Below are 23,196 nucleotides of genomic sequence, written 5' to 3' on the forward strand. Positions count from 1 at the left end.
TCCGTGCTCAGCCGCACGGGGCGCCCCCAGCCCAGCGGAGCCGGATGACCGGGGTCTGACATCAAGACGACCGGGAGGTGAACGCGGGCGCGTCAGGGGGCGGCCGGTACGCTGGAACCCATGCTCAACATGGCCGACGGCCTCGCGCGTCTCGGCGCGCTCGCCGAGAATCCCGTCGTCCGTACCCTCGCGGAGGCCTTCGACGAAGCCGGTTTCGAGCTCGCCGTCGTGGGCGGTCCGGTGCGCGATGCGCTGCTCGGGCGGCAGACGCACGACCTCGACTTCACGACGAGTGCGTCGCCGGATCAGATCCTCGCGATCGTGAAGCCGGTGGCATCCGCGCACTGGGACATCGGTCGGGCCTTCGGGACCATCGGTGCCCGGGTCCGGGGCGAGCAGGTCGAGATCACGACCTATCGGGCGGACAGCTACGACGGCGTGACGCGCAAGCCGACGGTGGAGTTCGGCGACTCGATCGACGGCGACCTCGTCCGCCGCGACTTCACGGTCAACGCGATGGCCCTCCAGGTGCCCGCGGTGAAGCTCGTCGATCCGACCGGCGGGGTCGAGGACCTCGTGGCGGGGGTACTGCGGACGCCGACGGATCCTCGGGTGTCGTTCGGCGACGACCCGCTCCGGATGCTGCGGGCCGCCCGGTTCAGCGCGCAGCTCGGCTTCACGGTGGAGGAGGACACAGAGCGGGCGATCACCGAGCTCCGCGAGACGCTGAAGATCGTGAGCCCCGAGCGCGTGCAGTCCGAGCTCGTGCGCCTCATGCAGACCGACGACCCCGTCCGCGGCATCCGGGTGCTGGTGGAGACCGGACTCATCGACGAGTTCCTCCCCGAGGTGAGCGCTCTCAAGCTCGAGGTCGACGAGCACCACCACCACAAGGACGTCTACGAGCACTCCCTCACGGTGCTCAGCCAGGCCATCGCGCTCGAGCATGCCCGGAACCCCGGGGCGGCGCCGGACGTGCCGCTGCGGATCGCAGCTCTGCTCCACGACATCGGCAAACCCCGCACGCGCAAGCTCGAGCCGGGCGGTGCGGTGACGTTCCACCACCACGACGTGGTCGGCGCGCGCATGGCCCGCAAGCGGCTGCAGGCGCTGCGCTTCGACTCGGCGACCACCGATGCCGTCGCGACCCTGATCGAGCTGCATCTTCGGTTCTTCGGCTATGCGGAGGGGGCGTGGACGGATGCCGCCGTGCGCCGCTACGTCCGCGATGCCGGCGATCTGCTGGAGCGCCTGCACATCCTCACCCGCGCCGACGTCACCACGCGGAACAAGCGCAAGGCCGCCCGGCTCGCCGCCGCCTACGACGACATCGAGTCACGGATCGCGGCGCTCCGGGAGCAGGAGGAGCTCGACGCGATCCGTCCGGAGCTCGACGGCAACCGCATCCAGGAGGTCCTCGGCATCAAGCCGGGCCGGGAGGTCGGCGAGGCGTACCGGTTCCTCCTCGATCTGCGCCTCGACGAGGGTGTGCTGGGCGAGGCCGTCGCGGAGCAGCGTCTCCGGGAGTGGTGGGCGTCGCGCGGTTGACTCCTGCCGGCCCACCCCCTTCCGTGCGTCCCGGCCCCTTACGGCCGCACGCAGGGGGCCGGGAGGACCGGAGAGGGGTGGGTCGACCTCAGTTGACGATGGCGGCGGCGTCCGGGGGGAGTGTCAGGGACGTGGAGGAGCGCGTCAGGGCGGCGGTGGCGAGGAGGAGGTCGGCCGTAGCGGGGACACTGAACGTCGCGGGGGTGGGGGAGAGGTTCACGAGCACCGACACTCCTCCTCGGTCGATGCGGTAGACACGGTGCTCGGGGCGGCCGTCCGTCTCCCGGACCTCGACCGTCGTGTGCGCGGAGTCCGGGTCGGTGAGCTCCGGTAGCGCTCGCCGCAGTCGTGCCAGGTCGCGGTACAGCGACAGGAGCCGGGAGTGCTCCGGGGCCTCGGCCTCGGCCCAGTCGAGGTGCGAGCGGTGGAAGGTCTCGGGGTCCTGCGGGTCGGGCACCGCATCCGGATCCCATCCCATGCGGGCGAACTCCGCCGTGCGGCCCTCGGCCACGGCGCGTCCGAGCTCGGGTTCGGGGTGGGACGTGAAGAACTGCCAGGGGGTCGTGGCGCCCCACTCCTCACCCATGAACAGCATCGGGGTGCCCGGGGCCGTCAGGGTGAGCACGGCGGCCACCGCGAGCCGATCGGGGGACAGGGTGGCAGGGAGCCGATCCCCGGCGGCGCGGTTCCCGATCTGATCGTGATCCTGCGCGAAGGTCACCAGCCGCCAGCTCGGCACCTCGGCCGGGATCGGGGACCCGTGCGGACGGTCGCGGAAGGACGAGAAGGAGCCGTCGTGGAAGAAGCCGCCCTCCGTCACCTTGGCCACCGCCTCGTCTGCGGCGAAGTCGGTGTAGTACCCGGCGGTCTCTCCAGTGAGCGCGACGTGCACGGCGTGGTGCCAGTCGTCGGACCACTGCGCGGTGAGCCCGTAGCCCCCGGCTTCCCGCGGCAGGATGAGCGTCGGATCGTTGAGGTCTGACTCCGCGATGAGGCTCAGCGGCCGGTTCTGCTGCGCGGAGAGGGCGTCCACGCGTTCGGCGAGCTCCCGCAGCAGGTGCACCGGCCGCCGGTCGTGGAGGGCGTGCACGGCATCGAGCCGGAGTCCGTCGACGTGGAAGTCGCGCAGCCACATCAGGGCGTTGTCGAGGATGTACTCCCGCACGGCGTCCTCGTCGAGGTTCACCGAGTCGCCCCAGGTGGTGCTCTCGCCCTCGCGCAGGTACGGACCGAAGAGCGGGAGGTAGTTGCCGCTCGGGCCGAGGTGGTTGTAGACGACGTCCTGCACGACGGCGAGCCCGTGCGCGTGGGCGGCGTCGACGAAGCGCTGATAGGCCGCGGGGCCGCCGTACTCCTCCTGCACCGCATACCAGAGCACGCCGTCGTATCCCCAGTTCCAGGCGCCGTTGAAGGCGTTGACGGGCAGCAGCTCGACATGGGTGACGCCGAGGTCGACGAGATGCGCCAGGCGGCCGACCGCCGCGTCGAGCGTGCCCTCCGGTGTGAAGGTGCCGAGGTGCAGCTCGTAGATCAGCCCGCCCGCGAGCTGCCGTCCGGTCCAGGAGGCGTCGGTCCACGCGAAGGCTGCGGGGTCGAACGCCGCCGAGGCCCCGTGCACGCCGTCCGGCTGCCGCCGCGAGCGAGGGTCAGGGCGGAGGTCGTCGCCGTCGTCGAGGACGAAGCCGTAGCGCTCACCGTCCGCGAGGACGAGGTCGGTGGTCCAGCGCCCCTCTGCCCCCGCCGTGAGTGCGCGCTCCTCCACGGTGGTGCCCGCGTCGTCGAGGCGTCGTACCCGCACACGGGTCGCCCGCGGCGCCCACACCGAGATCATCGGGCCAGCTCGATCAGCGCGACGGGGTAGGTGTCGAGGAGTTCCGCCAGTCGCACGGGCCCGGGCGGGATCCGCCGGCCGGTGAGGAGGTCGGTCCCCGGCAGCTCGGGGCGCATCATGACCGTGTCGCCCCAGCCCCCGCGGCGCGCCAGCGCGACCGGCAGCCGTGTGGCCACGGCGGTTGCGCCGCCGCGGTGCACGGCGATCGCGTGGTCTGCGGCCTCACCTTCGACGACGGCCGGCCGGTAGAAGCGGAACAGCTCCGGATTGTCCCGCCGCAGTCGCAGTGCCCGCGAGGTCACCAGCAGCTTCGCGGCGCCGGAGTCGTCGATCGGTGGGACCACACCGCGGGCGTGGTCCGCGTCGAGCTCCCGCAGCATCCGGGCGCGCAGAGCGAAGTCGACGGGTCGACGGTTGTCGGGGTCGACGAGCGAGAGGTCCCACAGCTCGGTGCCCTGGTACACGTCAGGCACGCCGGGGCCGGTGAGCTGCAGCAGCTTGGCGGAGAGGGAGTTGGAGCGCCCCGCATCGACGATCTCGGCCACGAAACGGTCGAGGATCGGCGCGGCCTCTCCCTCGACGGACCGGGCGATCGCGGCCAGGCCCTCTTCGAACTCCGCATCCGGATGCTGCCAGGTCGTCCCCTCCGCGGCCTCACGCGCGGCCTTGGTGGCGTAGGCGAGTAGCCGGTCGGAGGGCAGCGGCCAGGCGCCGACCGCGGCCTGCCAGATCAGCGCGTCGAGCGGGCCGTGCCCGGTGGTCGCCACGTCGCGTAGCTCGGCCAGCACCTCGGCCCAGCGCTCCGGGATCTCCGAGAGCACCGACAGGCGCGCGCGCACGTCCTCCGAGCGCTTCGTGTCGTGCGTGGAGAGCGTCGTCATCGAGTGCGGCCACGCCGCCAGCCGCGCCCGCTGCGCGTCGTGGAACTCCTCGACCGACAGCGCGGGGAGGGACGGGTCGGCGCCGACCTCGGTCAGTGTTCCGAGGCGGGTGAACCGGTAGAACGCTGTGTCCTCCACACCCTTCGCCATCACGGCGCCGCTCACCTGCGGGAATCGCTGCGCGACCTCGAGGCGCGGATCGTTCAGCAGCGGCTCCAGCGCTGTGAACGCGGTCGCGAGGTCGGGGCGTCGGCGACGGGCCTCCGCGAAGGCGGCGCGCAGGTGTTCGCGGCCCTCCGGGAGATAGGAGCGATACACGGGGAAGCAGGCGAGGAGCTCGGCCAGCGCGTCGTCGGCGTGCACGATCCCGTGGGGGAGCGTACGCACCAGTCGGCGCACCTCGGCGGCCAGGAGGGTGTCCGCGATCATCCGCTTCGTGTCGTGGATGAGGTCGTGCCAGGGGAGCGCGTCCGGGAGACCGGTCTCCGCGCGGAGCCTGGCATCCAGCCGGTCCAGCGCCGCGACGCCCTCCGCGTCGACGAACAGGCGGTCGAGCTCGGCCAGCGCGTCGTATCCGGTGGTGCCGTCGGTCCGCCACCAGGCCGGCAGGGCCTCGCCCGGCTCCAGGATCTTCTCGACGAGCGTGTACGCGCGTCCGGTCGCGTCGGCGAGCTGCTCCAGGTACGCGCCGGGGTCGACGAGGCCGTCCGGGTGATCCACCCGCAGACCGTCCGCGAGGCCCTCCCGGATCCAGCGCAGGATCTCCCGGTGCGACTCGGCGAACACCTCGGGCCGTTCGACCCGGATGCCGGCGAGTTCGGAGACGGCGAAGAACCGGCGGTAGGTGAGGTCGGTGTTCTGGTCCTGCCAGAACCGCAGCTCGTAGTTCTGGGCGCCCAGGAGCGCCGGGAGATCATCCGCCAGTGCCGCGGTGCCGGGGGCGAGGGGCAGCTCATGCTCGAAGTAGCGCAGAACGCCGTCCGGCGCGTCGGCGGCCGGCGTGGTGTCGACCACGAGCTCGCCGTTCGCGACGACCTCGTCCGGGCTCGCGCCCAGCAGCGGCAGCAGGAGACGCCCGCCGCCCGCTGCCCAGTCGATGTCGAACGCCGCCGCATGACGGGTCTTCCGGCCCAGCCGCAGCACCTCCCACCACCACGGGTTCTGCCGCGGCACGGCCACCCCCACGTGGTTGGGCACGATGTCGACGAGGATGCCGAGGCCTCCCGCCCGTGCGGCCGCCGCGAAGCGGACGAGCCCCTCCGCGCCGCCGCGGTCGGGATCGATGCGGCCGTGGTCCACGACGTCGTAGCCGTGGTTCGAGCCGCGGGTCGCCGCCAGCAACGGTGACAGGTAGGCCCACGAGGCGCCGAGCTCGGCGACGTATCCGGTCACCCCCGCGGCCGCGTCCAGGGGGAAGTCCTCGCTGATCTGCAGGCGATACGTCGAGACCGGTCTGTCGGTCATGACGCAGCCTGCTCGCTCTGCGCGCGGAGCGAGGCATCGACGGAGTCATCCGTGTCGACGGGCTCGCCGTCGAGTTCCTGCAGCACGAGCATGGCCTTGCCCTCGAGCGGCACGCTGTCCCGCGCCCGGAGCTTCCGGTCACCGAGTTCGCCGGCGGTGTCCACGGAGACGAGCCATTCCGCGCCGTGCCGGTCGTCCGGCAGGGCGAGGTCGACGGGCTCGTCGCCGCTGTTGAAGTAGACGAGGAAGTTCACGTCCTCCACGGGACGTCCGCGGCGGTCGTTCTCGCGGATGCCGCGGCCGTTCAGGAACATGCCCACGGAGCGTCCGAAGCCCGAGTCCCAGTCCTCCGGCGTCATGCGGGCACCGTCCGGGCGCAGCCACACGACGTCGGGGATGCGCTCGCCGTCCTCGTCCTCGTCTGCGACCGGGCGTCCGTCGAAGAAGCGGCTGCGGCGGAAGGTCGGGTGCTCGTGCCGGAGCCGCGCGACCGCCGCCGTGAACTCCACGAGCGGCAGGTCGGCGGCCTCCCAGTCGATCCACGTGAGCTCGTTGTCCTGCGCGTAGCCGTTGTTGTTGCCGTGCTGCGTGCGGCCGAGTTCGTCGCCGTGGGAGATCATCGGCACGCCCTGCGAGAGCAGCAGGGTCGCCAGGAAGTTCCGCTGCTGACGCGCGCGCCGCCGGTTGATGTCGATGTCGTCGGTCGGTCCCTCCGCGCCCATGTTGTCGGAGCGGTTGTGGGATTCGCCGTCGTTGTTGTCCTCGCCGTTGTCCTCGTTGTGCTTCTCGTTGTACGACACGAGGTCCCGCAGCGTGAAGCCGTCGTGGGCGGTGACGAAGTTGATGGAGGCGACCGGGCGCCGGCCGGAGTGCTCGTACAGGTCGGCGGAGCCGGTGAGGCGGGAGGCGAACTCGCCGAGCGCCTGGGGCTCGCCGCGCCAGAAGTCGCGCACGGTGTCGCGGTACTTGCCGTTCCACTCCGTCCACTGCGGCGGGAAGTTCCCGACCTGATAGCCGCCGGGGCCGATATCCCACGGCTCGGCGATGAGCTTCACCTGCGAGACGATCGGATCCTGCTGCACGAGCTCGAAGAAGGCCGCGAGGCGGTCGACGTCGTAGAACTCGCGGGCGAGGGTCGCCGCGAGGTCGAAGCGGAAACCGTCGACGTGCATCTCGGTCACCCAGTAGCGCAGCGAGTCCATGAGCAACTGGAGCGCGTGCGGGTTGCCCGCGTTCAGGCTGTTGCCCGTGCCCGTGTAGTCCGTGTAGTACCGCTTATCCTCTTCGAGCCGGTAGTACGCCTCGTTGTCGATCCCGCGCATGGAGAGCGTCGGCCCGAGGTGGTTGCCCTCAGCGGTGTGGTTGTAGACGACGTCGAGGATGACTTCGATGCCGGCCTCGTGGAGCGCGCGCACCATGGCGCGGAACTCCTGCACCTGCTGGCCGTCCTGGCCGCCGGCGGCATAGGCGTTGTGCGGGGCGAAGAATCCGAGGGTGTTGTAGCCCCAGTAGTTCGACAGGCCCTTGTCCTGCAGCACCGAGTCATTGACGAATTGGTGCACCGGCATCAGCTCCAGGGCCGTGACGCCGAGGCGCTGGAGATGCTCGATGACCGCCGGATGCGCGATGCCGGCGTAGGTGCCGCGCAGCTCCTCCGGGACCTCGGGGTGCCGCTGGGTGAGCCCCTTGACGTGGGCCTCGTAGATGACCGTCTCCGCGTACGGGGTCTTCAGCGGACGGTCGCCGCCCCACTCGAAGAACGGGCTGACGACCACGCCCTTCGCCATCGCGGTCGCGGAGTCGTCGTCGTTGCGGGAGTCGGGGTCGCCGAAGTCGTAGCCGAAGAGGGACTGGCCCCAGTCGATCTCACCGGCGACGGCCTTCGCGTAGGGGTCGAGGAGCAGCTTGTTCGGGTTGAAGCGCTGTCCCTGCGCGGGATCGTACGGACCGTGCACACGGTAGCCATAGCGTTGCCCCGGCTGCACCGTGGGCAGGTAGCCGTGCCAGACGAACGCGTCGACCTCGGTGAGCGGCACTCGTGTCTCCGTGCCGTCCGCGTCGAAGAGGCAGAGTTCCACGCGCTCCGCGCCCTCGCTGAAGAGCGCGAAGTTGGTGCCCTGACCGTCGAAGGTGGCCCCCAGCGGGTACGCGGACCCGGGCCAGACCTCGCCGCTCATCCGGCGAGGGCGTGGTCGCGCGAACCCGCGGCCATGGCACTGACGATGCTGACGGCATGGTCGTAGTCGTACACCTGAGCGATCTCCACAGCCCGAGGATACGGGTGTCCGAGGTAGCAGACGTAGAGCGGCGGCACGACCTCGATGTATCCGACGGGAGCGTCGTGCGCGACGACGTACCGGTCGAAGTCGATCCGCTCGCAGGCCGGCTCGGTCGCGGCGGGGTGGGCCGCGTCGGCGCGCTGCGAGGAGCCAGTGCTGGTGGGGGTGTGGACGTTCATGGCGCCTCCTGACTCGTGATGGGACCACGATAGGAACCGGGAACAGATTCGAGAACGGTATTGCCATCCGGGCCTCGACCGGCTACGCACCCGATGACGGCGGGATCACTCCCTGTTGCCCTGACCACTGCCGCGGCCGCTGTTCCGCCCGGTCGATCCTGCTCGTACACTGAGGGCACGCTCTCGACTCCAGAAACGGAGAACGCGTGTCTGCGACGTGGCACGATCCGCGGGAGGCGTCGCCGACGGCGTCTCGCCTCCTCGTCGAGCGTGCGCACGAGGAGCTCATCGCCGGCAATCTCGACGACCACCGCCTCCGCGAGGTGCGGCCACTCGTGCGGGAGTCGTGGGAGCGGTCCTGGCGCCGCCGTGTCGGTCCGGAGGCGCTGCCACCGCTCGACCTGTTCGAGGACGAGCTCGACGCCTATCGTCTGACTCACCCGCTCGCCTCCGCGATGGAGATGATCCGCGCGCTGCTGCTTCCCGGCGACTCCGAGGACTCGGGGGTCGTGATCGCCGTCGGAGATCAGGCAGGGCGCCTGCTGTGGATCGAGGGCGATGCGCAGCTTCGGTCCCTCACCGAGGGCATGGGGTTCGTGGCCGGCGCGAACTGGGCGGAGGACGCCGTCGGCACGAGCGCCCCGGGCACGGCGCTCGCCCTGGAGCGGTCGGTGCAGATCCGTGGGGCCGAGCACTACAACCGCCTGGTGCACCCGTGGTCGTGCAGTGCGGCGCCCGTGCGCGACCCGGAGACGCAGCGGGTCCTCGGCGTGATCGACATCACCGGCGGACCCGAAGTGGTGACCCCGCAGGCGCGACTGCTCGTCGACGCGACGGCGCGGGCGGTCGAGTCCGAGCTCCTCGTGGCGCGGCTGCAGCGACGAGCGGAGCCTCCGGCTCGACGCCTGCCGGGCAGGACCCCGCCGGAACCCCTCGCTCGCGCGCGACTGCAGGTGCTCGGACGCGACCGTGCCCGGTTGGAGACCGCGTCGGCACACGAGGAGGCCGTCACCGAGCTCAGCGCCCGGCACGCGGCCATCCTCCTGATGCTGGCCGTGCACCGCCAGGGCCTCTCCGCCGACCGGCTCGCGGAGCTCGTCTACGGTCCCGGGGTCTCGCCGGACACCCTGCGGCCGGAGATGGTGCGCCTGCGCAAGGTCCTGGAGCGGGCGGCCCCGGATCTCGTGCCGGAGTCCCGCCCGTATCGCCTTCCGGTGCCGCTGGAGACCGATGCTCAGGACGTGCTGTCCCTCCTTGATCGCGGCGCCCACCGGGTCGCGCTGACGGCCTACCGGGGGCCGGTGCTGCCGGATTCGACTTCGCCCGGCGTCGAGGAGTTCCGCGATTCGGTCCGTGCGGCGCTGCGGGAGGTGATGCTGTCGGGGGCGAGTCTGGACGTGCTGCTCGCCTATGCGGACACCCCCGAGGGGAGCGAGGACGCGGAGGTGCTGCGGCTCGCGCTGGAGATGCTGCCGGCGCGCTCGCCGCGTCGTGCCGGTCTCGTGACGCGGATCGAGCGCCTCGGCTGATTCGAATCGCCCGATTGGTGCCATTTCGGCCGCGGATGCAGCCAGGTGAGCGATTCGAACGGGGCGCAACCGGCTGCAACGTTGCGCATCGGGAGTGCAACGGGGAGCGGCCTAGCGTCGAGGGAACACCGCGGCATCGACGCCGCGGCGCCCCCGTCGAAGGAGACCCCATGACCATCGTCGAAGAAGACGTGTCCCTCGCCTACGCCGCCCCCGGACAGCCCGGAGCGGTCGCGAACTACCGGCCCCGCTACGGTCACTACATCGGCGGCGAGTTCGTCGAGCCCGCCAAGGGCCAATACTTCGAGAACATCAGTCCCGTCAACGGCAAGCCCTTCACCGAGGTCGGCCGCGGCACCGTCGAGGACATCGACCGCGCCGTCGACGTCGCCTGGAAGGCCTTCAGCGCCTGGGGCAAGACCAGCCCCGCGGAGCGCTCCGTGATCCTGAACCGCATCGCCGACCGGATGGAGCAGCACCTCGAGGAGATCGCGGTCGCGGAGACGTGGGAGAACGGCAAGCCCGTGCGGGAGACCCTCGCCGCCGACATCCCGCTCGCGATCGACCACTTCCGCTACTTCGCGGGGGTGCTCCGCGCGCAGGAGGGCGGCATCAGCCAGCTCGACGAGAACACCGTCGCGTACCACTTCCATGAGCCGCTCGGCGTGGTCGGGCAGATCATCCCCTGGAACTTCCCGATCCTCATGGCCGTGTGGAAGCTGGCGCCGGCGCTCGCCGCGGGCAACTGCATCGTCATCAAGCCCGCGGAGCAGACCCCCGCGTCGATCCTGTTCCTGTTCGACATCATCGGCGACCTGCTGCCGGCCGGGGTCGTGAACATCGTGAACGGCTTCGGGATCGAGGCCGGCGCGCCGCTCGCGCAGCACAAGCGCATCCGCAAGGTCGCCTTCACCGGCGAGACCACGACCGGCCGCCTCATCATGCAGTACGCCTCGCAGAACCTCATCCCGGTCACCCTGGAGCTCGGCGGCAAGAGCCCGAACGTCTTCTTCGAGGACGTCGCCCGCTCCACGAGCGACCCGTTCTACGACAAGGCGCTCGAAGGCTTCACGATGTTCGCGCTCAACCAGGGCGAGGTCTGCACCTGCCCGTCACGCGCCCTCATCCAGCGCTCGATCTACGACGGCTTCCTCGCCGACGGCCTCGAGCGTGTGGAGAAGGTCGTGCAGGGCAATCCGCTCGACCCTGCGACGATGATCGGCGCGCAGGCCTCGAACGATCAGCTGGAGAAGATCCTCAGCTACATCGACATCGGCAAGCAGGGCGGGGCCCGGCTGCTCACGGGAGGCGAGCGCGCCGACCTCGGCGGCGACCTCAGCGAGGGCTTCTACGTGCAGCCGACCGTGTTCGAGGGGACGAACGACATGCGGATCTTCCAGGAGGAGATCTTCGGTCCTGTGCTCTCGGTCACCTCGTTCGACGACTTCGACGACGCGATCTCGATCGCGAACGACACCCTGTACGGGCTGGGGGCCGGTGTATGGAGTCGCAGCGGCGACACCGCGTACCGCGCGGGCCGGGCGATCGAGGCTGGTCGCGTGTGGACGAACACCTACCACCAGTACCCGGCGCATGCCGCGTTCGGCGGGTACAAGCAGTCGGGGGTGGGCCGCGAGAACCACAAGATGATGCTCGACCACTACCAGCAGACGAAGAACCTCCTCGTCTCGTACGCGGAGGGCCCGATGGGCTTCTTCTGATCCGCCCGAGCCCGAGTGTCGGGCGGCGCGCGCCGCGCCGTCCGGCACTCGGCATTCCGGAAGGAGTCCCATGGCCAGTCAAACCACGCCCGCCCGCGTCGCGGTGACCGACCCCGCCGCCGCGCTCGTCCGCGAACTCACCGCGCAGCACGGGCCGCTCATGTTCCACCAGTCCGGCGGCTGCTGCGACGGCTCCGCCCCCATGTGCTACCCCGTGGGGATGTTCCTCACCGGTCCCGGCGACGTGCTCCTCGGCACCCTCGACGTCGGGCTCGACGATCCGGTCGAGGTCTACATGTCGGCCTCGCAGTTCGAGTACTGGAAGTTCACGCACCTCACCATCGATGTCGTGCCGGGACGCGGCGCCGGGTTCAGCGTCGAGGGCCCGACGGGGATGCGGTTCCTCATCCGGTCGCGAATGCTCGACCCCGCCGAGCTGGCGGGCCTCGGCCTGGCCTGAGGGCCTTCGAATCGCCCGATTGGTCCCATTTCGGCCGGAGATGCAGCTAATCAAGCGACTCGAACGGGATACGCTGGCCCCATCGTGAACGCACCACACCGACCCTCCGTCCTCTTCGTCTGCGTGCACAACGCGGGGCGCTCGCAGATGGCCGCCGGCTTCCTCCGGCACCTCGCCGGCGACCGCATCGAGGTGCGCTCCGCCGGGTCGATGCCCGCTGCCGAGATCAACCCCGTCGCGGTGGCGGCGATGGGGGAGCTCGGCATCGACATCACGGCCGAGCAGCCGAAGGTGCTCACGACCGAGGCCGTGCAGGCGTCGGACGTCGTGATCACGATGGGCTGCGGTGACGCGTGCCCGTTCTTCCCCGGCACGCGCTATGAGGACTGGGTGCTCGATGACCCCGCCGGTCAGGGAATCGATGCCGTCCGGCCGATCCGCGACGATATCCGCGGCCGCATCGAGACCCTCGTGGCCGAGCTGCTCTGACCCGCGCTCAGCCCGCCCCGTCGAGCACCTGTCAGGGGGAGAGCTTCGGCCTGGAGCTCTCTGGCAGCGACGGCACCGGAGTGCCCTGGACCCGGACTGCGGAGTTCAGGTAGAGAGCTGCCACTGCGAGCGCCACCAGGCCACCGATCACGGCCAGCACCGGACTCGGTGAAGCGAATGCTCCGGAGGAGGCCATGATCCCTTGGATCAAGAACATTGCGCTGAGGAGGATTCCGCTCCCTCGTGTGCTGGTCATCTTCCACCAGGGGCGTGGGGCGTCCGACTCTCCGGGGCTACGGAACGTTCGTGCCGCCACGACGACGGCCGCCACGATAACCACGGTGGCCCACACGAATCCGAGTTCGAACCTGAGGACCGTGAGCGGTACGACGGTGAGCACGATCCCGACGATGACGACGAGCAGATACCCGACCTTGGCGGTCAGTGTCTTGATGCGCATGAGTAGCACGTTACGCGTTGGTTGACGAATCGGTCAACGAATGTCCTCGCCGACCTCGTCGTCACGCCGACGGAGAGGCCGCGGCGAGCACAGCACTCCGCAGCCAGGAGCGGTAGCGGTCCGGCGACCAGCCGGACTGCACGACGAGCTGCTGGTGGCTCTCGGGCGAGAGCAGGAACGAGAGCACGTCGGCGAGGGTGTCGCCGTCGCGGTCGGAGGCGACGATGCCCCGGCGCTGCAGTTCCGCCGCGAACCCCCGGTAGTCCGCCGCCCGGTTCGCGAGGATGCGCTGGAGGGCGGCATCGACGACCGGGTCGGAGAGCGCCGCACCCAGGAGGACCGTCCAGAGGGCATGCCCGCGCTCGTTCGCGGCGCCGATCTGCGTGATGACGGCGTCCAGGAAGACGTCGTCGGGCAGGGCCGTCAGTCCCGAACCGGCCTCGGTGTCGGCGAGGGTCTCGGCGGCTTCCGAGCCGGAGAAGGTGACCTCGAAGGCGGCGATGAGCAGTTCCGCCTTCGCCGCCGTGGTCTTCACCGTCTCCGCGGACACCCCGGCCTCCTTGGCGATCGCGGAGATCGTCGTCGCCTGGTATCCCTGCGCGGCGAAGAGGCGGGCGGCCGCCGCGACGATGCGCGCACGGGTCTCCTCGGCCTGGCGGGTCCGCAGGGCGGAGCGGTAGGGGCGCACACTCGACGTCATTGACTTTCCTCAAAGGGTGATGAATACTTCAACGGTACAACCAACCCTATCGAGAGAGCCGCCATGTCCCGTTACCTCCTCACCTGCACTCCCGCTCACGGGCACGTGCTCCCGCTGCTGCAGGTCGCCAGGCACCTGGTCGCGGGCGGGCACGAGGTCCTCTTCCTCACGAGCAGCCGATACGAGGAGCGGGTGACAGCGGCCGGTGCGCTGTTCCGCCCGCTGCCCGCGGAGGCCGACGTCGATCTCGACGACGCGAACGGCGCGTTCCCCGAGCGCGAAGGTCTCACCGGGGCGGCCGCGCTCCGTTTTGATATGAGCACCCTCTTCATCCGCCCGGGTCGGGCTCAGCTCGAGGCCGTGCGCGTCGAGCTGGCGCGGAACCGCATCGACGCGGTCCTCACCGAACCGCTGTTCGTCGGTGCGGCGCTGCTGCAGCGGTTGCCGAAGGCCGAGCGGCCCCCGGTCGTGGTCCTCGGGATCTTCCCGCTCGGCGCTCGCAGCGTCGACACGGCCCCGTTCGGGCTCGGAGTCACGCCGATGCCCGGGCCGTTCGGACGCGTGCGCAACGCCTTCCTGCGTCTGGTGGCGGAGCGCGTGATCTTCGGGGGCGTGCAGAAGGAGGCCGATGCCATGGCGCGCGAGGCCGTCGGCCGCGATCTCGGCGGATTCGTGCTCGACTGGGCGGGCCGCGCCGACGCGTACGTGCAGTTCTCGGTTTCCGCGTTCGAATACCCACGGTCCGACCTCCCGGCGTCCGTGCATTTCGCCGGGCCCCTTCCGGCCGCGCCGTCGACGGCACCGCTGCCGGACTGGTGGTCCGACCTTGACGGTCGGCGGCCCGTGATCCACGTCAGTCAGGGCACCATCGCCAACGCGGACTTCGGTCAGCTCGTGCTTCCCACGATCGCCGGGCTCGCCGCGACCGACGCCCTCGTGGTGGTATCCACCGGCGGCCGTCCTGTCGACGCGCTCCCGGCGGAGCTGCCGGCGAACGTCCGGGTCGCCGAGTACTTGCCCTACGACCGGCTGCTGCCGGAGATCGACGTGTTCGTCACCAACGGCGGCTTCGGCGGGGTGCAGCAGGCCCTGGCCCAGGGCGTCCCGCTGGTGGTCGCGGGTCAGACGGAGGACAAGGTCGAGGTCTCCGCCCGAGTCGGGTGGACCGGCGTCGGCGTCAACCTGCGGACGAATGCGCCGAAGCCGGGACAGGTCGCCGCGGCCGTGCACCGGGTGCTGGTCGAGCCGGCGTTCCGCGACCGCGCACGGCAGGTCGGAGAGGCGATGCGCGCTGCGGACGCCTGGCAGACGCTCGACGCGGTCCTGGCGGGGGAGGCCACTCGGGCCGCACCAGACAGCGCGATGCACCGCTGACTGCCGCGCGGGAAAGTGCATTCCCGCGCATGAACGCAACCGGGTGCAACGTCCGCCGGTATACCATCCGGGTATCGCCACGCAGCGTCAGTCCCCAGCTGACCACGGGCGGGACGGTCGAACCGTCAATGCGGAGGGAACGTCGAATTCCTTTCGATCCCGAGGGGGGATGGGGTGGGCGTCGGTTCCCCAGAACGACACCCACCCCCACATCGGACCGTCGTCAGTTCCAGCGGCTGAGCATCCAGAAGACCGCGAAGCCGATCACCACGAGGATCGGCACCCACGTGCCCGTGCGCTTGAGGCGCCGACCCTGCGGCGCGACCCCCGGCGGTGGGGTGATCATCCCCGCCGGCGGAGCGAACGGGAGAGCGTGGCCCCCGGGCGCCGCCGCGGCAGCGAGGCGGTCGTCGCGCCACCGCGCCCACTGGTCGAGCTTGGTCAGCAACGCGCCCACCGTCCCGAACAGCCAGGCCCACGTCGCCGGATCGAGTGTGGAGGCCCGGCGGGGCGTGTAGAGGAACAGCCAGTCGTCGACGATCTCGACGTCGAGCTGCGCGGCGTTGTCGATGAAGCGCGCCATGATGTCGGGCGTGAAGAGGTAGAGCGCGTCCTGCTCGTAGCCTTCGGGGCAGTAGAGGGTGAAGTGCTGATCGAAGTCGCCCTCGAGCGACAGACGCTGCGCCCGCTGGAACGATGCCGGCAGGTTGGAGCCGAAGCCGTTGTTGCCCTTCGCGTCGAGCACGATGTTCGGCAGGGGCACATCCAGCTTCACGGCGACGTAGCCCCAGCGATACGTCGTCGAGTTCTTCCCGGACTGCACCGTGTACTGGTAGTTGCCGAACTCCACGAACCGCGGGTGGGTTCCGCGGACGAGGTCGGTGGCCAGGCGCGAACGGCCGAGGTGGAAGATCATTCCGGGGAGCGGCGGATCGTCCACGCGGGGCTCGTACGTCATGCCGTTGGCCTGGGCGAACCGGTGCAGGCGGTACCGAGCGGTGCGCGCGTTGCGGACGCCCATCCAGACGAGCACACCCACTCCCGCCGCCACCAGGAGCAGGAGGACGAGCGGGATCGCCGCGGAGGCGGGGGACCCACTGCCCGCTGCCAGCGCCACCACCACGGAGGCGAGGATCGGGAGCAGCACGACTCCGGCGATCGCCACGGCTACGACGGCGATGATCGACGACACCGCCATGCCGGTCGTCCGCCGGGACCGGAGCTCCGCCGTGAAGGCGCGGACGGCGGCCGGGTCGACCGGATCGGTGAGGGGACGCGCGTCGAACGACGCCGACGCCTGCGGAGACGTCATCGGTTGACCTCGTCGGCGTCCCAGGTGAGGTCGGCGCCCTCGCGAAGCGCCTTCGCCTCCAGACGTTCGTCCGTGCAGATCGCGCGGACGAGGTCGGGCGAGCCCGCGACGATCGTGGAGTCGTAGTCGATCTCCGAGACCATCACCCACGTGCGATCCTTCGGCCACAGGATGTTCGGGCTCTGCGCGGAGGGCGGGAAGCCGTGCTCCTCGCCCACCCGGTCGCGCCACGGCACGCCGAGCACCCAGGCCGGATCGATGAAGTCCCTGGCGCCGCCGGAGAACAGCACGTAGTCGCGCCCGGGGAGCTGCAGCCGCGGCCCTTCGGAGATCTCCCGCGAGAGGATGCCGTCCTGCCAGGTGGGCTTCCGGAAGACGTTGTTGAACGGGTCGTGGATGCTCCGGTCGAGCATCGCCTGATGGTTCGGGTCGTCGCTGAACGTGAGGAACGCGCGGGACGGGCCGTCGCCGAAGAACCCGACGAGGGCGCCGAACCCGTCCCAGAGCGCGACGACCCCGTCGTCCGGGGTCGTGGTGTGGGCGGCGAGGTGCCCGGCCAGGATCGACACGAGGTCGCTGTCGAGCGCACCCTCGAGCGGCGCCGTGAACTCGCGGCCGTCCGGAGCGATGCGGGTCCGCCAATCGGCGTCGACGGGAGTCCGCACGATCCGGTGCCACTGCGCCTCCGCGTGCATCGTCGTGCCGAAGGCGGCGGCGGTCTGCGCCCAGCTGACGCGTACCTCGGAATCCGCTGCCGTGGGACTCTCCCGCACGGTGGCGGGATGGAAGACCCGGGCGTACGCGGGGAAGCCGCGGGGGACGACCGCGTGCATGCTGCCCAGACCGTCGTCGAGGGTCTCGCGCAGCCACGCGCCGACGCCGGGGTCTGCGATCCACTCCATGCGACCACGGTACCGGCCGTGTCCGACGACGCGAGCCGCGGCCGTGGATCCCTCATAATCGAGGGGTGACTGCCACCGCGACCCTCCCTTCCCTCGACGGCCGACGCTTCCGCATGGTCTCGTCCACGACCTCCGCCGTCGATCCCGACGCCCCCAGCGTCTTCGAGTACTTCGAACGCGACGGCGCGATCTGGGGCGGCTACGAGGGCGACACGGTCACCTTCGGGAAGTTCGTGGGCACGCGTACCGGCGACACGATCTGGGTCTCGTTCGTCCACGTGCTCAAGGCCGACGGCACCGTCGTCACCGGGGACGGCGAGAGCGAGCTGGAGCTCACCGACGACGGCCGCATCCGTCTGGTCGAGCACTACGAGATGCACGGCCTTCCGCAGCTGAGCGTCGTCGAGGAGATCCCCGCCGCCTGACCTCAGCGCGGCGGGAGTGCGTCCCGACCGGGGGAGGCCGGCGTCCACCGGGTCATCCCCAGCGGGACCTCGGTCTGCCGCTCCGGCAGGTCGCCGGGCAGCAGGTAGGGCCGCCGGATCACTTCGTCGAGCACGACGACGCTGACCACGGTCCGCACCTCCGGAAGCTGCGCGATGACCCCCGTCGAGAACTCGTGCACGCCGCTCACGTCGACGGCGCGGATGAGCAGCATCGCGTCGTGCTCCCCGGTCGTGATCGCGCACCACTCCACGTCCGGCATCTCGATGATGCGCTCCCGGAACGAGGCCCAGGCCTGCGGCATCACCGTGACGAAGACGAGCGCCCCGATCGACAGCCCGGCCTTCGCCTGATCCACGCGCGCGCTGAATCCGGTGATGACGCCGTCGTGCACGAGCGACTCGACCCGCGTGTAGGCGCTGGCCCGCGAGATGCCGACCTTCTCGGCCAGCGCGGCGATCGAGACGCGACCGTTATCGCGCAGCACATCGAGGATTCTGTACGCCGTCTCATCCAAAGGGGCGGCACTTCGTCCAGATTGCTTCGACGGATCCGCGTCCTTGCTGGACATATTGCTCCTCACATCCGAGGTTCTCGACAATGCGTGCCTGTGTGACGCGCACTTGCTGGACACATCGTCGCATATGATGCGAATCTGATCCCCGGTCGTCCACATCGGTGGCGACCGGACCCGAATGTACTCCTCGCCCTTGGAGGCCCTGATGTCGTCACGCCGTATCACGCCGGTCATCGCGCTCGGAGCCGTCGCGCTCCTGGCGCTCGCAGGTTGCTCGGGAGGGAACTCGGCGAACAACTCCGAGTCGTCCCAGGGCTCCGACTCCCTCGTCATCGACACCGCGTTCTCGATCGAGACGACCGACCCGGGTCACACCTACGACCCGACCGGCAACATGATCGCGAAGGCGCTGTACGAGACCCTCGTCGACTTCGAGGGCTCCGACGTCTCCACTCCGGTCCCTGGCCTGGCGTCGTGGGAGCAGAACGACGAGGCGACCGAGTTCACCTTCACGCTCGACGGCGACCGCGTGTTCTCCGACGGCTCGCCCATCGAGGCGAAGGACGTCGTGTTCTCGCTGCAGCGCATCCAGGGCATGGCAGACGCCAAGCCCAACTTCCTGCTCGGCGGCCTGACGATCGAGGAGGTCGACGACAAGACCATCCGGTTCACCTCGGAGACCCCGCTGCTGCAGCTCCCCGCGATCCTCGCGAACCCGGCGCTCGGCATCGTCAACGCCGACGTCGTCATGGAGAACGGCGGGACCACCGACGGCTCCGACAGCGCCCAGGGCTTCCTCGACGGCGAGTCCGCCGGATCCGGCCCCTTCGTGCTGGACACCCTCGACCTCAGCTCGCAGGTCGTCCTCACCCGCAACGACGAGTACAACGGCGACGAGGAGTCGGCCTACAGCCGCGTCGTCGTGCGCAACGTCTCGGAGAGCGCGACCCAGCTCGCCAACCTCAAGGGCGGCGACTCGATGGTCGCGATGGACCTCAACGGCGACCAGGTCGCGGGCCTCGGCGACGACATCAGCGTCGACTCGGTCCCTTCCGGCCAGACCATCTTCCTGCTGCTCAACCAGGGCGAGGCCGGCGGTGACCTCGCGAACGTGAAGATCGCGGAGGCCATCCGCTACGCGCTCGACTACGACGCGCTGCTCGAGCTCGCGGGCGCCGGCGCCGTGCAGGCCACCGGCGTCATCCCGCCCGGGTTCGAGGGTGCCCTCGACAGCGGCGTGGAGCAGGACCTCGACAAGGCGAAGGCCGCGCTGGAGGAGGCCGGCTACACCGGTCAGACCCTCAAGCTCCAGTTCCCGAACGACTACCCGGTCGGCGGCGTGGAGTTCACGCCGCTCGCAGAGCGCATCCAGGCGCAGCTCGAGGACGCCGGCATCGCCGTCGACCTCGCTCCTGCACCGTTCGCGACCGAGCTCGACGCGTACGTCAACGGCACTGAGGGCTTCGGCCTCTGGTTCTGGGGTCCGGACTACGCCGACTCCGCGAACTTCCTGCCCTTCGCGCCCGGTCTGAAGGTCGGCCTCCGCGCCGGCTGGGCGGCCGAGGCGAACCCGGAGATCGCGGGCATCGCCGCCGGTGCGGCCGCCGCGACCGACGCCGAGCAGCGCACCGAGGCCTTCACGGAGTTCGCCGAGGCCATGCAGGCCGAGGGCCCGTTCGTGCCGCTGATCGTCCCCGGTCGCAACATCTCCTCCGCCTCCAGCGTGTCCGGCGCCGTCTACAACTCCGTGTGGGAGATGGACATCGCCGAGATCACGCCCGCCGGCTGATCGGACGACTCATGACGACAGTGGCCGTGCAGAGGCAGGCGCAGCGGCGCCGCTCGCCTCTCGTCGGGTACCTGCTGCGGCGGGCCGGGACCTCCCTGCTCCTGTTGGTGGGCGTGACCATCGTCACGTTCGCGCTCACCAACCTGGTGCCGGGAGACCCGGTCTCGGCCGCGCTCGGCGAGGGCGCGTCGCAGAACCCCGCGACGCGCGAGGCGTTCATCACGGCGAACGGTCTCGACCAGCCACTGTTCGTGCAGTACTTCATCTATATGGGGAACCTGCTCCGCGGGGACCTCGGCACGGGGGGGGGGGGGGGGGCCCCCCCGCCCCCCCCCCCCCCCCCCCCCCCGGGCCGCCCCCCCCCCCCCCCCCCGCGACGGGGTCAGTTGCCTTCGAGCGCCTGCCGCGGCGCGCTGCCGCCGGCCTTCAGCTCGGCGAGGCGCGCCTCGACCTCGGTGAGCTCCCCGAGGTCCTCGAGGCTCTCGAACTGGGCGTCGAGGCTCGAGGCGGCCAGTTCCGCCTTGCCCTGGGCGAGAGCCTCCTGGCGGCGGACCTTGTCCTCGAACCGTCCCAGCTCGCTGGTGGGGTCGAGCACGTTGATCGAGCTGACCGCGTCCTGCACCTTGGTCTGCGCCTCGGCGACCTTGGCGCGGGCGAGGAGCTCGCTGCGCTTGTTCTTGAGCTCGTTGAGCTTGTCCTTCATGCCGTTCAGGCCGCTCTTGAGCTTGTCGACGATCTCGGTCTGAGCCGCGATCTGCGGCTCGGCGCTCGTCGCCTCCCGCTCGGCGCTGATCTGGCGCTGCAGGGCGATCTTCGCGAGGTTGTCGAACTTGTCGGCGTCAGCGCTGTTGCCCGAGCCGCGCATCTCGTCGGCCTTGCGGCTGGCGGCGAGGGCCTTGTTGCCCCACTCGGTGGCCGCCTGCACGTCTTCCTCGTGGTCGCGCTCCAGCAGCCGCAGGTTGCCGATGGTCTCCGCGATGGCGGACTCGGCGTCGGCGATGCTGTTGGTGTAGTCGCGGACGAGCTGGTCGAGCATCTTCTGCGGGTCTTCCGCAGAGTCCAGGAGGGCGTTGATGTTCGCGCGGACGAGGGTGGAGATCCGTCCGAAGATGGACTGCTTGGTCATGCGTGGTTCCTTTCAGAGGGGCGTCTTCGAGAGCTTGGCGTATGTGTCTGTGCGAGGGATCAGAAGCGTCGACCTCCGGACCGTCCTCGTCCGCCACCGCGGGATCCGCCGCCGCCGAACCCGGAGCTGCGGAAGCCGCCCGAGGAGCGCCAGCCGCTGCTGCGCCGCGAGGAGCCGCCGCCCCCGCCGCCGGCGAGCAGTCCGCCGATGATCCCGCCGAGGATGTCCCCGCCGATGCCGGAGCCGGTGGAGCGGGACCCGGAGCCGCCGAAGACTCCGCCCCAGCCGTCGTCCGCGTAGGCGCCGGGGGAGTACGCGCGCAGGTCGGCCTCCGCCGCGGATGTGGCCTCGCGCGCGAGACCGAGGGCGCGCTGCGCCTCGGCGAGGGCGCGCTCCACCTCGGTCGTGCGCAGGGTGAGCGCCAGGGTGAGGGCGGCGTCCGCCGCAGCGAGCCGGGTGCGGGCGGTGGAACCCACCGTCCCCCGACGCGTTTCGATGAAGTCGCGCGCAGCGCGGATCTCCGACCCGGCCTGGGCGAGCGTCTGCTCGAGGAGCTGCTGTGCGCGACGCGCGCGGTCCACGGCTTCCCGCCCCTGGGCGATCGCGCCGTCGATCTGGGCGTTCGCAGCGGTGAGCGCGTCCAGGGCCCGCTGCGGGTTCCGCGGCGTGCCGAGGAGATCCTGGTGCGCCGCCCGCACCTGCGCGGTGACAGCGCCGGACGCGGCGGCCAGAGCGCCGGTCGGATCGGGGAGCTGCGAGGCTGCGGTGACATCGGCCTCCAGCTCCGCCACGAGGGCCTGCGCCTGCGCTTCGATGGCGGACAGCTCGGCGCCGAGGGCGGTGATCGCCTGGACGAGCTGCGCGGCCTGTGCGACCGCCTGTTCGGCGGTGCGGATCGCGAAGGCGGCCTCTCCGCTGCGGCCGGCGGCCAGGGCCTGAGCCGCCGCATCGATCGAGCGATCCGCCAGTGCCGCACGTTCCTGAGCCTGCGCGGGGTTGTCCGCCACGGTGGCCAGCGTGCTCTGGTCGTACGTTCCGGAGAGAGCAGCGAGCGCGGGTGCGGCGGAGGTGAGGAGCGGCATCAGCTGGTCGCGCTCCCGACGCACGCGCTCCAGCTCCTGCGGCGCGTTCTCCTGCAGCTTGCGCAGTTCGTCGAAGGCCTCGGTGTTGTCGTCGAGGATGTCGTCGATCTCGTCCGCCAGCCGGATGATGCGGATGTGCCACGCGCGCCGGTCGTGGATGGAATCCTCGATCTCGTCGTCGAGCTTCTGCCGGAGGTCGAACGCCTCGGCGATCTTCGCCTTCGCCTCGTCGACGGCGCGGGAGAACTCCGCGGTCGCGCCCTCGCCGTACTGCGCCACGGCGAATCCCAGCTCCTCCCGGCTCGAGGTGATGGCGTCGTCGGCGCGGACGAGCGCGGCGCCGGCCTGCTGCTCCACCTGCGCATCGGTGAGCGTGGAGAACGGATCGGCGGGGTCCGGGGTCTCCGGCATGGCGCCCCGTTCGCGGATGGCCGCGTTGCGGCGCGAGCGACGGACCAGGGCCACGACGAGCCAGATCAGCAGGGCGGCCGCGACCACCCCGACGACGATCAGCGTGACGCGGAGCGCTCCGGCTCCGCCGTCCCCCTGGATCTCGTCCGCGGCCAGTGTGACGGCGCCGACCCAGTCGCCGCTGCCGGCGAGCGGGGCGATGGCGTCCTCGATGGCGGCGAGCTGCCCGTCGCTCAACGGTCCGGAGGAGTCCGCGGAGATGTAGAGGCTGCGGCCCTCGACGGCGATCGCGAGCAGGTACTGTTCGGGGCCGAGCCGGTTGTCGTTCGCGACCTGATCGGCCCAGTCGACGCTGTCGCTCGGGTCGGTGAAGTCGTCGACGAGGACGACGAAGAGGTCGGCGGAGGAGTTGTCGGTGAGCTCCTGCAGGCGCGACTCGACCTGTTCCTCCTCGGCGGGGGAGAGGACGTCGGCCTGATCGGTGACGTACCCGGAGTCGAGCGTGAGCGGATCGGTCGCGGACGCCGCCGAGGCGGACAGCGCACCCGTCGCGACCGCGAGGGCCAGAGCACCCAGCGTCAGCCACCGTTTCGTCATCGTGTTCCCTCCGACCGGCAGCCGAGCCCCATGTGTCGAGTCTATGCACTGGGTACGACACGCGACAGCACTCGCGCGCGTCTCGGCGTTCGCCCTCAGCG

At 70.7% G+C, this 23,196-nt stretch carries 19 protein-coding genes and 1 pseudogene; 9 read left to right on the forward strand and 11 right to left on the reverse strand.

The window, feature by feature from the left end:
• Positions 1-120: 120 nt before the first annotated feature.
• Positions 121-1,548, forward strand: a complete 1,428-nt coding sequence (locus tag M4D53_RS09840) for a CCA tRNA nucleotidyltransferase (protein ID WP_259953750.1) — start codon at positions 121-123, stop codon at positions 1,546-1,548.
• A gap of 88 nt (positions 1,549-1,636) precedes the next feature.
• Here the strand turns inward: M4D53_RS09840 and treZ are convergent, their stop codons facing one another.
• From treZ to M4D53_RS09860, 4 genes are read right to left on the reverse strand one after another with little or no spacing between them, the layout of a single operon-like run.
• The gene (gene treZ / locus M4D53_RS09845; RefSeq protein WP_259953752.1) at positions 1,637-3,379 is read right to left on the reverse strand and encodes a malto-oligosyltrehalose trehalohydrolase; all 1,743 of its coding nucleotides are present in this window, start codon (positions 3,377-3,379) and stop codon (positions 1,637-1,639) included.
• Positions 3,376-5,724 carry a malto-oligosyltrehalose synthase gene (gene treY / locus M4D53_RS09850; protein WP_259953755.1) on the reverse strand — a complete coding sequence of 783 codons (2,349 nt, stop codon included), beginning with the start codon at positions 5,722-5,724 and terminating at the stop codon, positions 3,376-3,378. Before treY ends, treZ begins: the two co-directional genes overlap by 4 nt.
• Positions 5,721-7,901, reverse strand: a complete 2,181-nt coding sequence (gene glgX, locus M4D53_RS09855) for a glycogen debranching protein GlgX (protein WP_259953756.1) — start codon at positions 7,899-7,901, stop codon at positions 5,721-5,723. The genes treY and glgX overlap by 4 nt, the downstream gene beginning before the upstream one ends.
• Entirely contained in the window at positions 7,898-8,182 is a 285-nt protein-coding gene (locus M4D53_RS09860; protein ID WP_060922071.1) for a hypothetical protein, read from the reverse strand. The genes glgX and M4D53_RS09860 overlap by 4 nt, the downstream gene beginning before the upstream one ends.
• 206 nt (positions 8,183-8,388) lie before the next feature.
• Between M4D53_RS09860 and M4D53_RS09865 the strand changes: the two genes are divergently transcribed.
• The 4 genes from M4D53_RS09865 (at position 8,389) to M4D53_RS09880 (ending at position 12,381) form a co-directional block, all read left to right on the forward strand.
• On the forward strand, positions 8,389-9,711 hold the full coding sequence (locus M4D53_RS09865) for a GAF domain-containing protein (protein WP_259953759.1): 1,323 nt from the start codon (positions 8,389-8,391) through the stop codon (positions 9,709-9,711).
• A 170-nt stretch (positions 9,712-9,881) separates the two neighbouring features.
• On the forward strand, positions 9,882-11,432 hold the full coding sequence (gene exaC, locus M4D53_RS09870; protein WP_187662760.1) for an acetaldehyde dehydrogenase ExaC: 1,551 nt from the start codon (positions 9,882-9,884) through the stop codon (positions 11,430-11,432).
• A gap of 70 nt (positions 11,433-11,502) precedes the next feature.
• Positions 11,503-11,892, forward strand: a complete 390-nt coding sequence (locus M4D53_RS09875) for a DUF779 domain-containing protein (RefSeq protein WP_259953760.1) — start codon at positions 11,503-11,505, stop codon at positions 11,890-11,892.
• Between the two features lie 84 nt (positions 11,893-11,976).
• Positions 11,977-12,381 (forward strand): arsenate reductase ArsC, encoded by a 405-nt coding sequence (locus M4D53_RS09880; protein ID WP_370428222.1) that lies wholly within the window; start codon positions 11,977-11,979, stop codon positions 12,379-12,381.
• A 31-nt stretch (positions 12,382-12,412) separates the two neighbouring features.
• Here the strand turns inward: M4D53_RS09880 and M4D53_RS09885 are convergent, their stop codons facing one another.
• Positions 12,413-12,841 (reverse strand): hypothetical protein, encoded by a 429-nt coding sequence (locus M4D53_RS09885; protein WP_259953761.1) that lies wholly within the window; start codon positions 12,839-12,841, stop codon positions 12,413-12,415.
• Positions 12,842-12,902: 61 nt separating this feature from the next.
• Positions 12,903-13,541 (reverse strand): TetR/AcrR family transcriptional regulator, encoded by a 639-nt coding sequence (locus M4D53_RS09890; protein ID WP_259953765.1) that lies wholly within the window; start codon positions 13,539-13,541, stop codon positions 12,903-12,905.
• Between the two features lie 63 nt (positions 13,542-13,604).
• Between M4D53_RS09890 and M4D53_RS09895 the strand changes: the two genes are divergently transcribed.
• Entirely contained in the window at positions 13,605-14,915 is a 1,311-nt protein-coding gene (locus M4D53_RS09895; RefSeq protein WP_259953767.1) for a glycosyltransferase, read from the forward strand.
• A gap of 223 nt (positions 14,916-15,138) precedes the next feature.
• Here the strand turns inward: M4D53_RS09895 and M4D53_RS09900 are convergent, their stop codons facing one another.
• Both M4D53_RS09900 and M4D53_RS09905 read right to left on the reverse strand, forming a co-directional pair.
• A complete protein-coding gene (locus M4D53_RS09900) occupies positions 15,139-16,227 on the reverse strand; it encodes a DUF3137 domain-containing protein (RefSeq protein WP_259953769.1) in 1,089 nt (362 codons plus the stop codon).
• The gene (locus M4D53_RS09905) at positions 16,224-17,129 is read right to left on the reverse strand and encodes a hypothetical protein (RefSeq protein WP_187662752.1); all 906 of its coding nucleotides are present in this window, start codon (positions 17,127-17,129) and stop codon (positions 16,224-16,226) included. Before M4D53_RS09905 ends, M4D53_RS09900 begins: the two co-directional genes overlap by 4 nt.
• A 65-nt stretch (positions 17,130-17,194) precedes the next feature.
• On the opposite strand from M4D53_RS09905, the gene M4D53_RS09910 reads away from it, so the two are divergent.
• Positions 17,195-17,554 (forward strand): avidin-fold protein, encoded by a 360-nt coding sequence (locus M4D53_RS09910; protein WP_231729533.1) that lies wholly within the window; start codon positions 17,195-17,197, stop codon positions 17,552-17,554.
• A 2-nt stretch (positions 17,555-17,556) separates the two neighbouring features.
• On the opposite strand, the gene M4D53_RS09915 is transcribed toward M4D53_RS09910, so the two are convergent.
• Complete coding sequence (locus M4D53_RS09915; protein WP_234024180.1) at positions 17,557-18,144, reverse strand: Lrp/AsnC family transcriptional regulator; 588 nt, start codon at positions 18,142-18,144, stop codon at positions 17,557-17,559.
• 151 nt (positions 18,145-18,295) lie between these two features.
• Between M4D53_RS09915 and M4D53_RS09920 the strand changes: the two genes are divergently transcribed.
• Entirely contained in the window at positions 18,296-19,879 is a 1,584-nt protein-coding gene (locus tag M4D53_RS09920; RefSeq protein WP_259953775.1) for an ABC transporter substrate-binding protein, read from the forward strand.
• Positions 19,880-19,890: 11 nt separating this feature from the next.
• Positions 19,891-20,160, forward strand: a pseudogene (locus M4D53_RS09925) (ABC transporter permease); the annotation flags it as partial.
• A gap of 101 nt (positions 20,161-20,261) precedes the next feature.
• Here the strand turns inward: M4D53_RS09925 and M4D53_RS09930 are convergent.
• Positions 20,262-21,005 (reverse strand): PspA/IM30 family protein, encoded by a 744-nt coding sequence (locus M4D53_RS09930; RefSeq protein WP_187663768.1) that lies wholly within the window; start codon positions 21,003-21,005, stop codon positions 20,262-20,264.
• Positions 21,006-21,064: 59 nt separating this feature from the next.
• Complete coding sequence (locus tag M4D53_RS09935; RefSeq protein ID WP_259953777.1) at positions 21,065-23,095, reverse strand: TPM domain-containing protein; 2,031 nt, start codon at positions 23,093-23,095, stop codon at positions 21,065-21,067.
• Positions 23,096-23,196: the final 101 nt, after the last annotated feature.

Origin of the sequence: Microbacterium meiriae, assembly GCF_025143875.1 — a bacterium.
GTDB classification, from domain to species: Bacteria; Actinomycetota; Actinomycetes; order Actinomycetales; family Microbacteriaceae; genus Microbacterium; species Microbacterium meiriae.

Coding starts and splice junctions, on each gene's coding strand:
- M4D53_RS09840 (WP_259953750.1), top strand. CDS start 121: ATGCTCAACATGGCCGACGGCCTCGCGCGTCTCGGCGCGCTCGCCGAG.
- treZ (WP_259953752.1), bottom strand. CDS start 3,379: ATGATCTCGGTGTGGGCGCCGCGGGCGACCCGTGTGCGGGTACGACGC.
- treY (WP_259953755.1), bottom strand. CDS start 5,724: ATGACCGACAGACCGGTCTCGACGTATCGCCTGCAGATCAGCGAGGAC.
- glgX (WP_259953756.1), bottom strand. CDS start 7,901: ATGAGCGGCGAGGTCTGGCCCGGGTCCGCGTACCCGCTGGGGGCCACC.
- M4D53_RS09860 (WP_060922071.1), bottom strand. CDS start 8,182: ATGAACGTCCACACCCCCACCAGCACTGGCTCCTCGCAGCGCGCCGAC.
- exaC (WP_187662760.1), top strand. CDS start 9,882: ATGACCATCGTCGAAGAAGACGTGTCCCTCGCCTACGCCGCCCCCGGA.
- M4D53_RS09875 (WP_259953760.1), top strand. CDS start 11,503: ATGGCCAGTCAAACCACGCCCGCCCGCGTCGCGGTGACCGACCCCGCC.
- M4D53_RS09885 (WP_259953761.1), bottom strand. CDS start 12,841: ATGCGCATCAAGACACTGACCGCCAAGGTCGGGTATCTGCTCGTCGTC.
- M4D53_RS09890 (WP_259953765.1), bottom strand. CDS start 13,541: ATGACGTCGAGTGTGCGCCCCTACCGCTCCGCCCTGCGGACCCGCCAG.
- M4D53_RS09895 (WP_259953767.1), top strand. CDS start 13,605: ATGTCCCGTTACCTCCTCACCTGCACTCCCGCTCACGGGCACGTGCTC.
- M4D53_RS09900 (WP_259953769.1), bottom strand. CDS start 16,227: ATGACGTCTCCGCAGGCGTCGGCGTCGTTCGACGCGCGTCCCCTCACC.
- M4D53_RS09905 (WP_187662752.1), bottom strand. CDS start 17,129: ATGGAGTGGATCGCAGACCCCGGCGTCGGCGCGTGGCTGCGCGAGACC.
- M4D53_RS09915 (WP_234024180.1), bottom strand. CDS start 18,144: ATGTCCAGCAAGGACGCGGATCCGTCGAAGCAATCTGGACGAAGTGCC.
- M4D53_RS09920 (WP_259953775.1), top strand. CDS start 18,296: ATGTCGTCACGCCGTATCACGCCGGTCATCGCGCTCGGAGCCGTCGCG.
- M4D53_RS09930 (WP_187663768.1), bottom strand. CDS start 21,005: ATGACCAAGCAGTCCATCTTCGGACGGATCTCCACCCTCGTCCGCGCG.
- M4D53_RS09935 (WP_259953777.1), bottom strand. CDS start 23,095: ATGACGAAACGGTGGCTGACGCTGGGTGCTCTGGCCCTCGCGGTCGCG.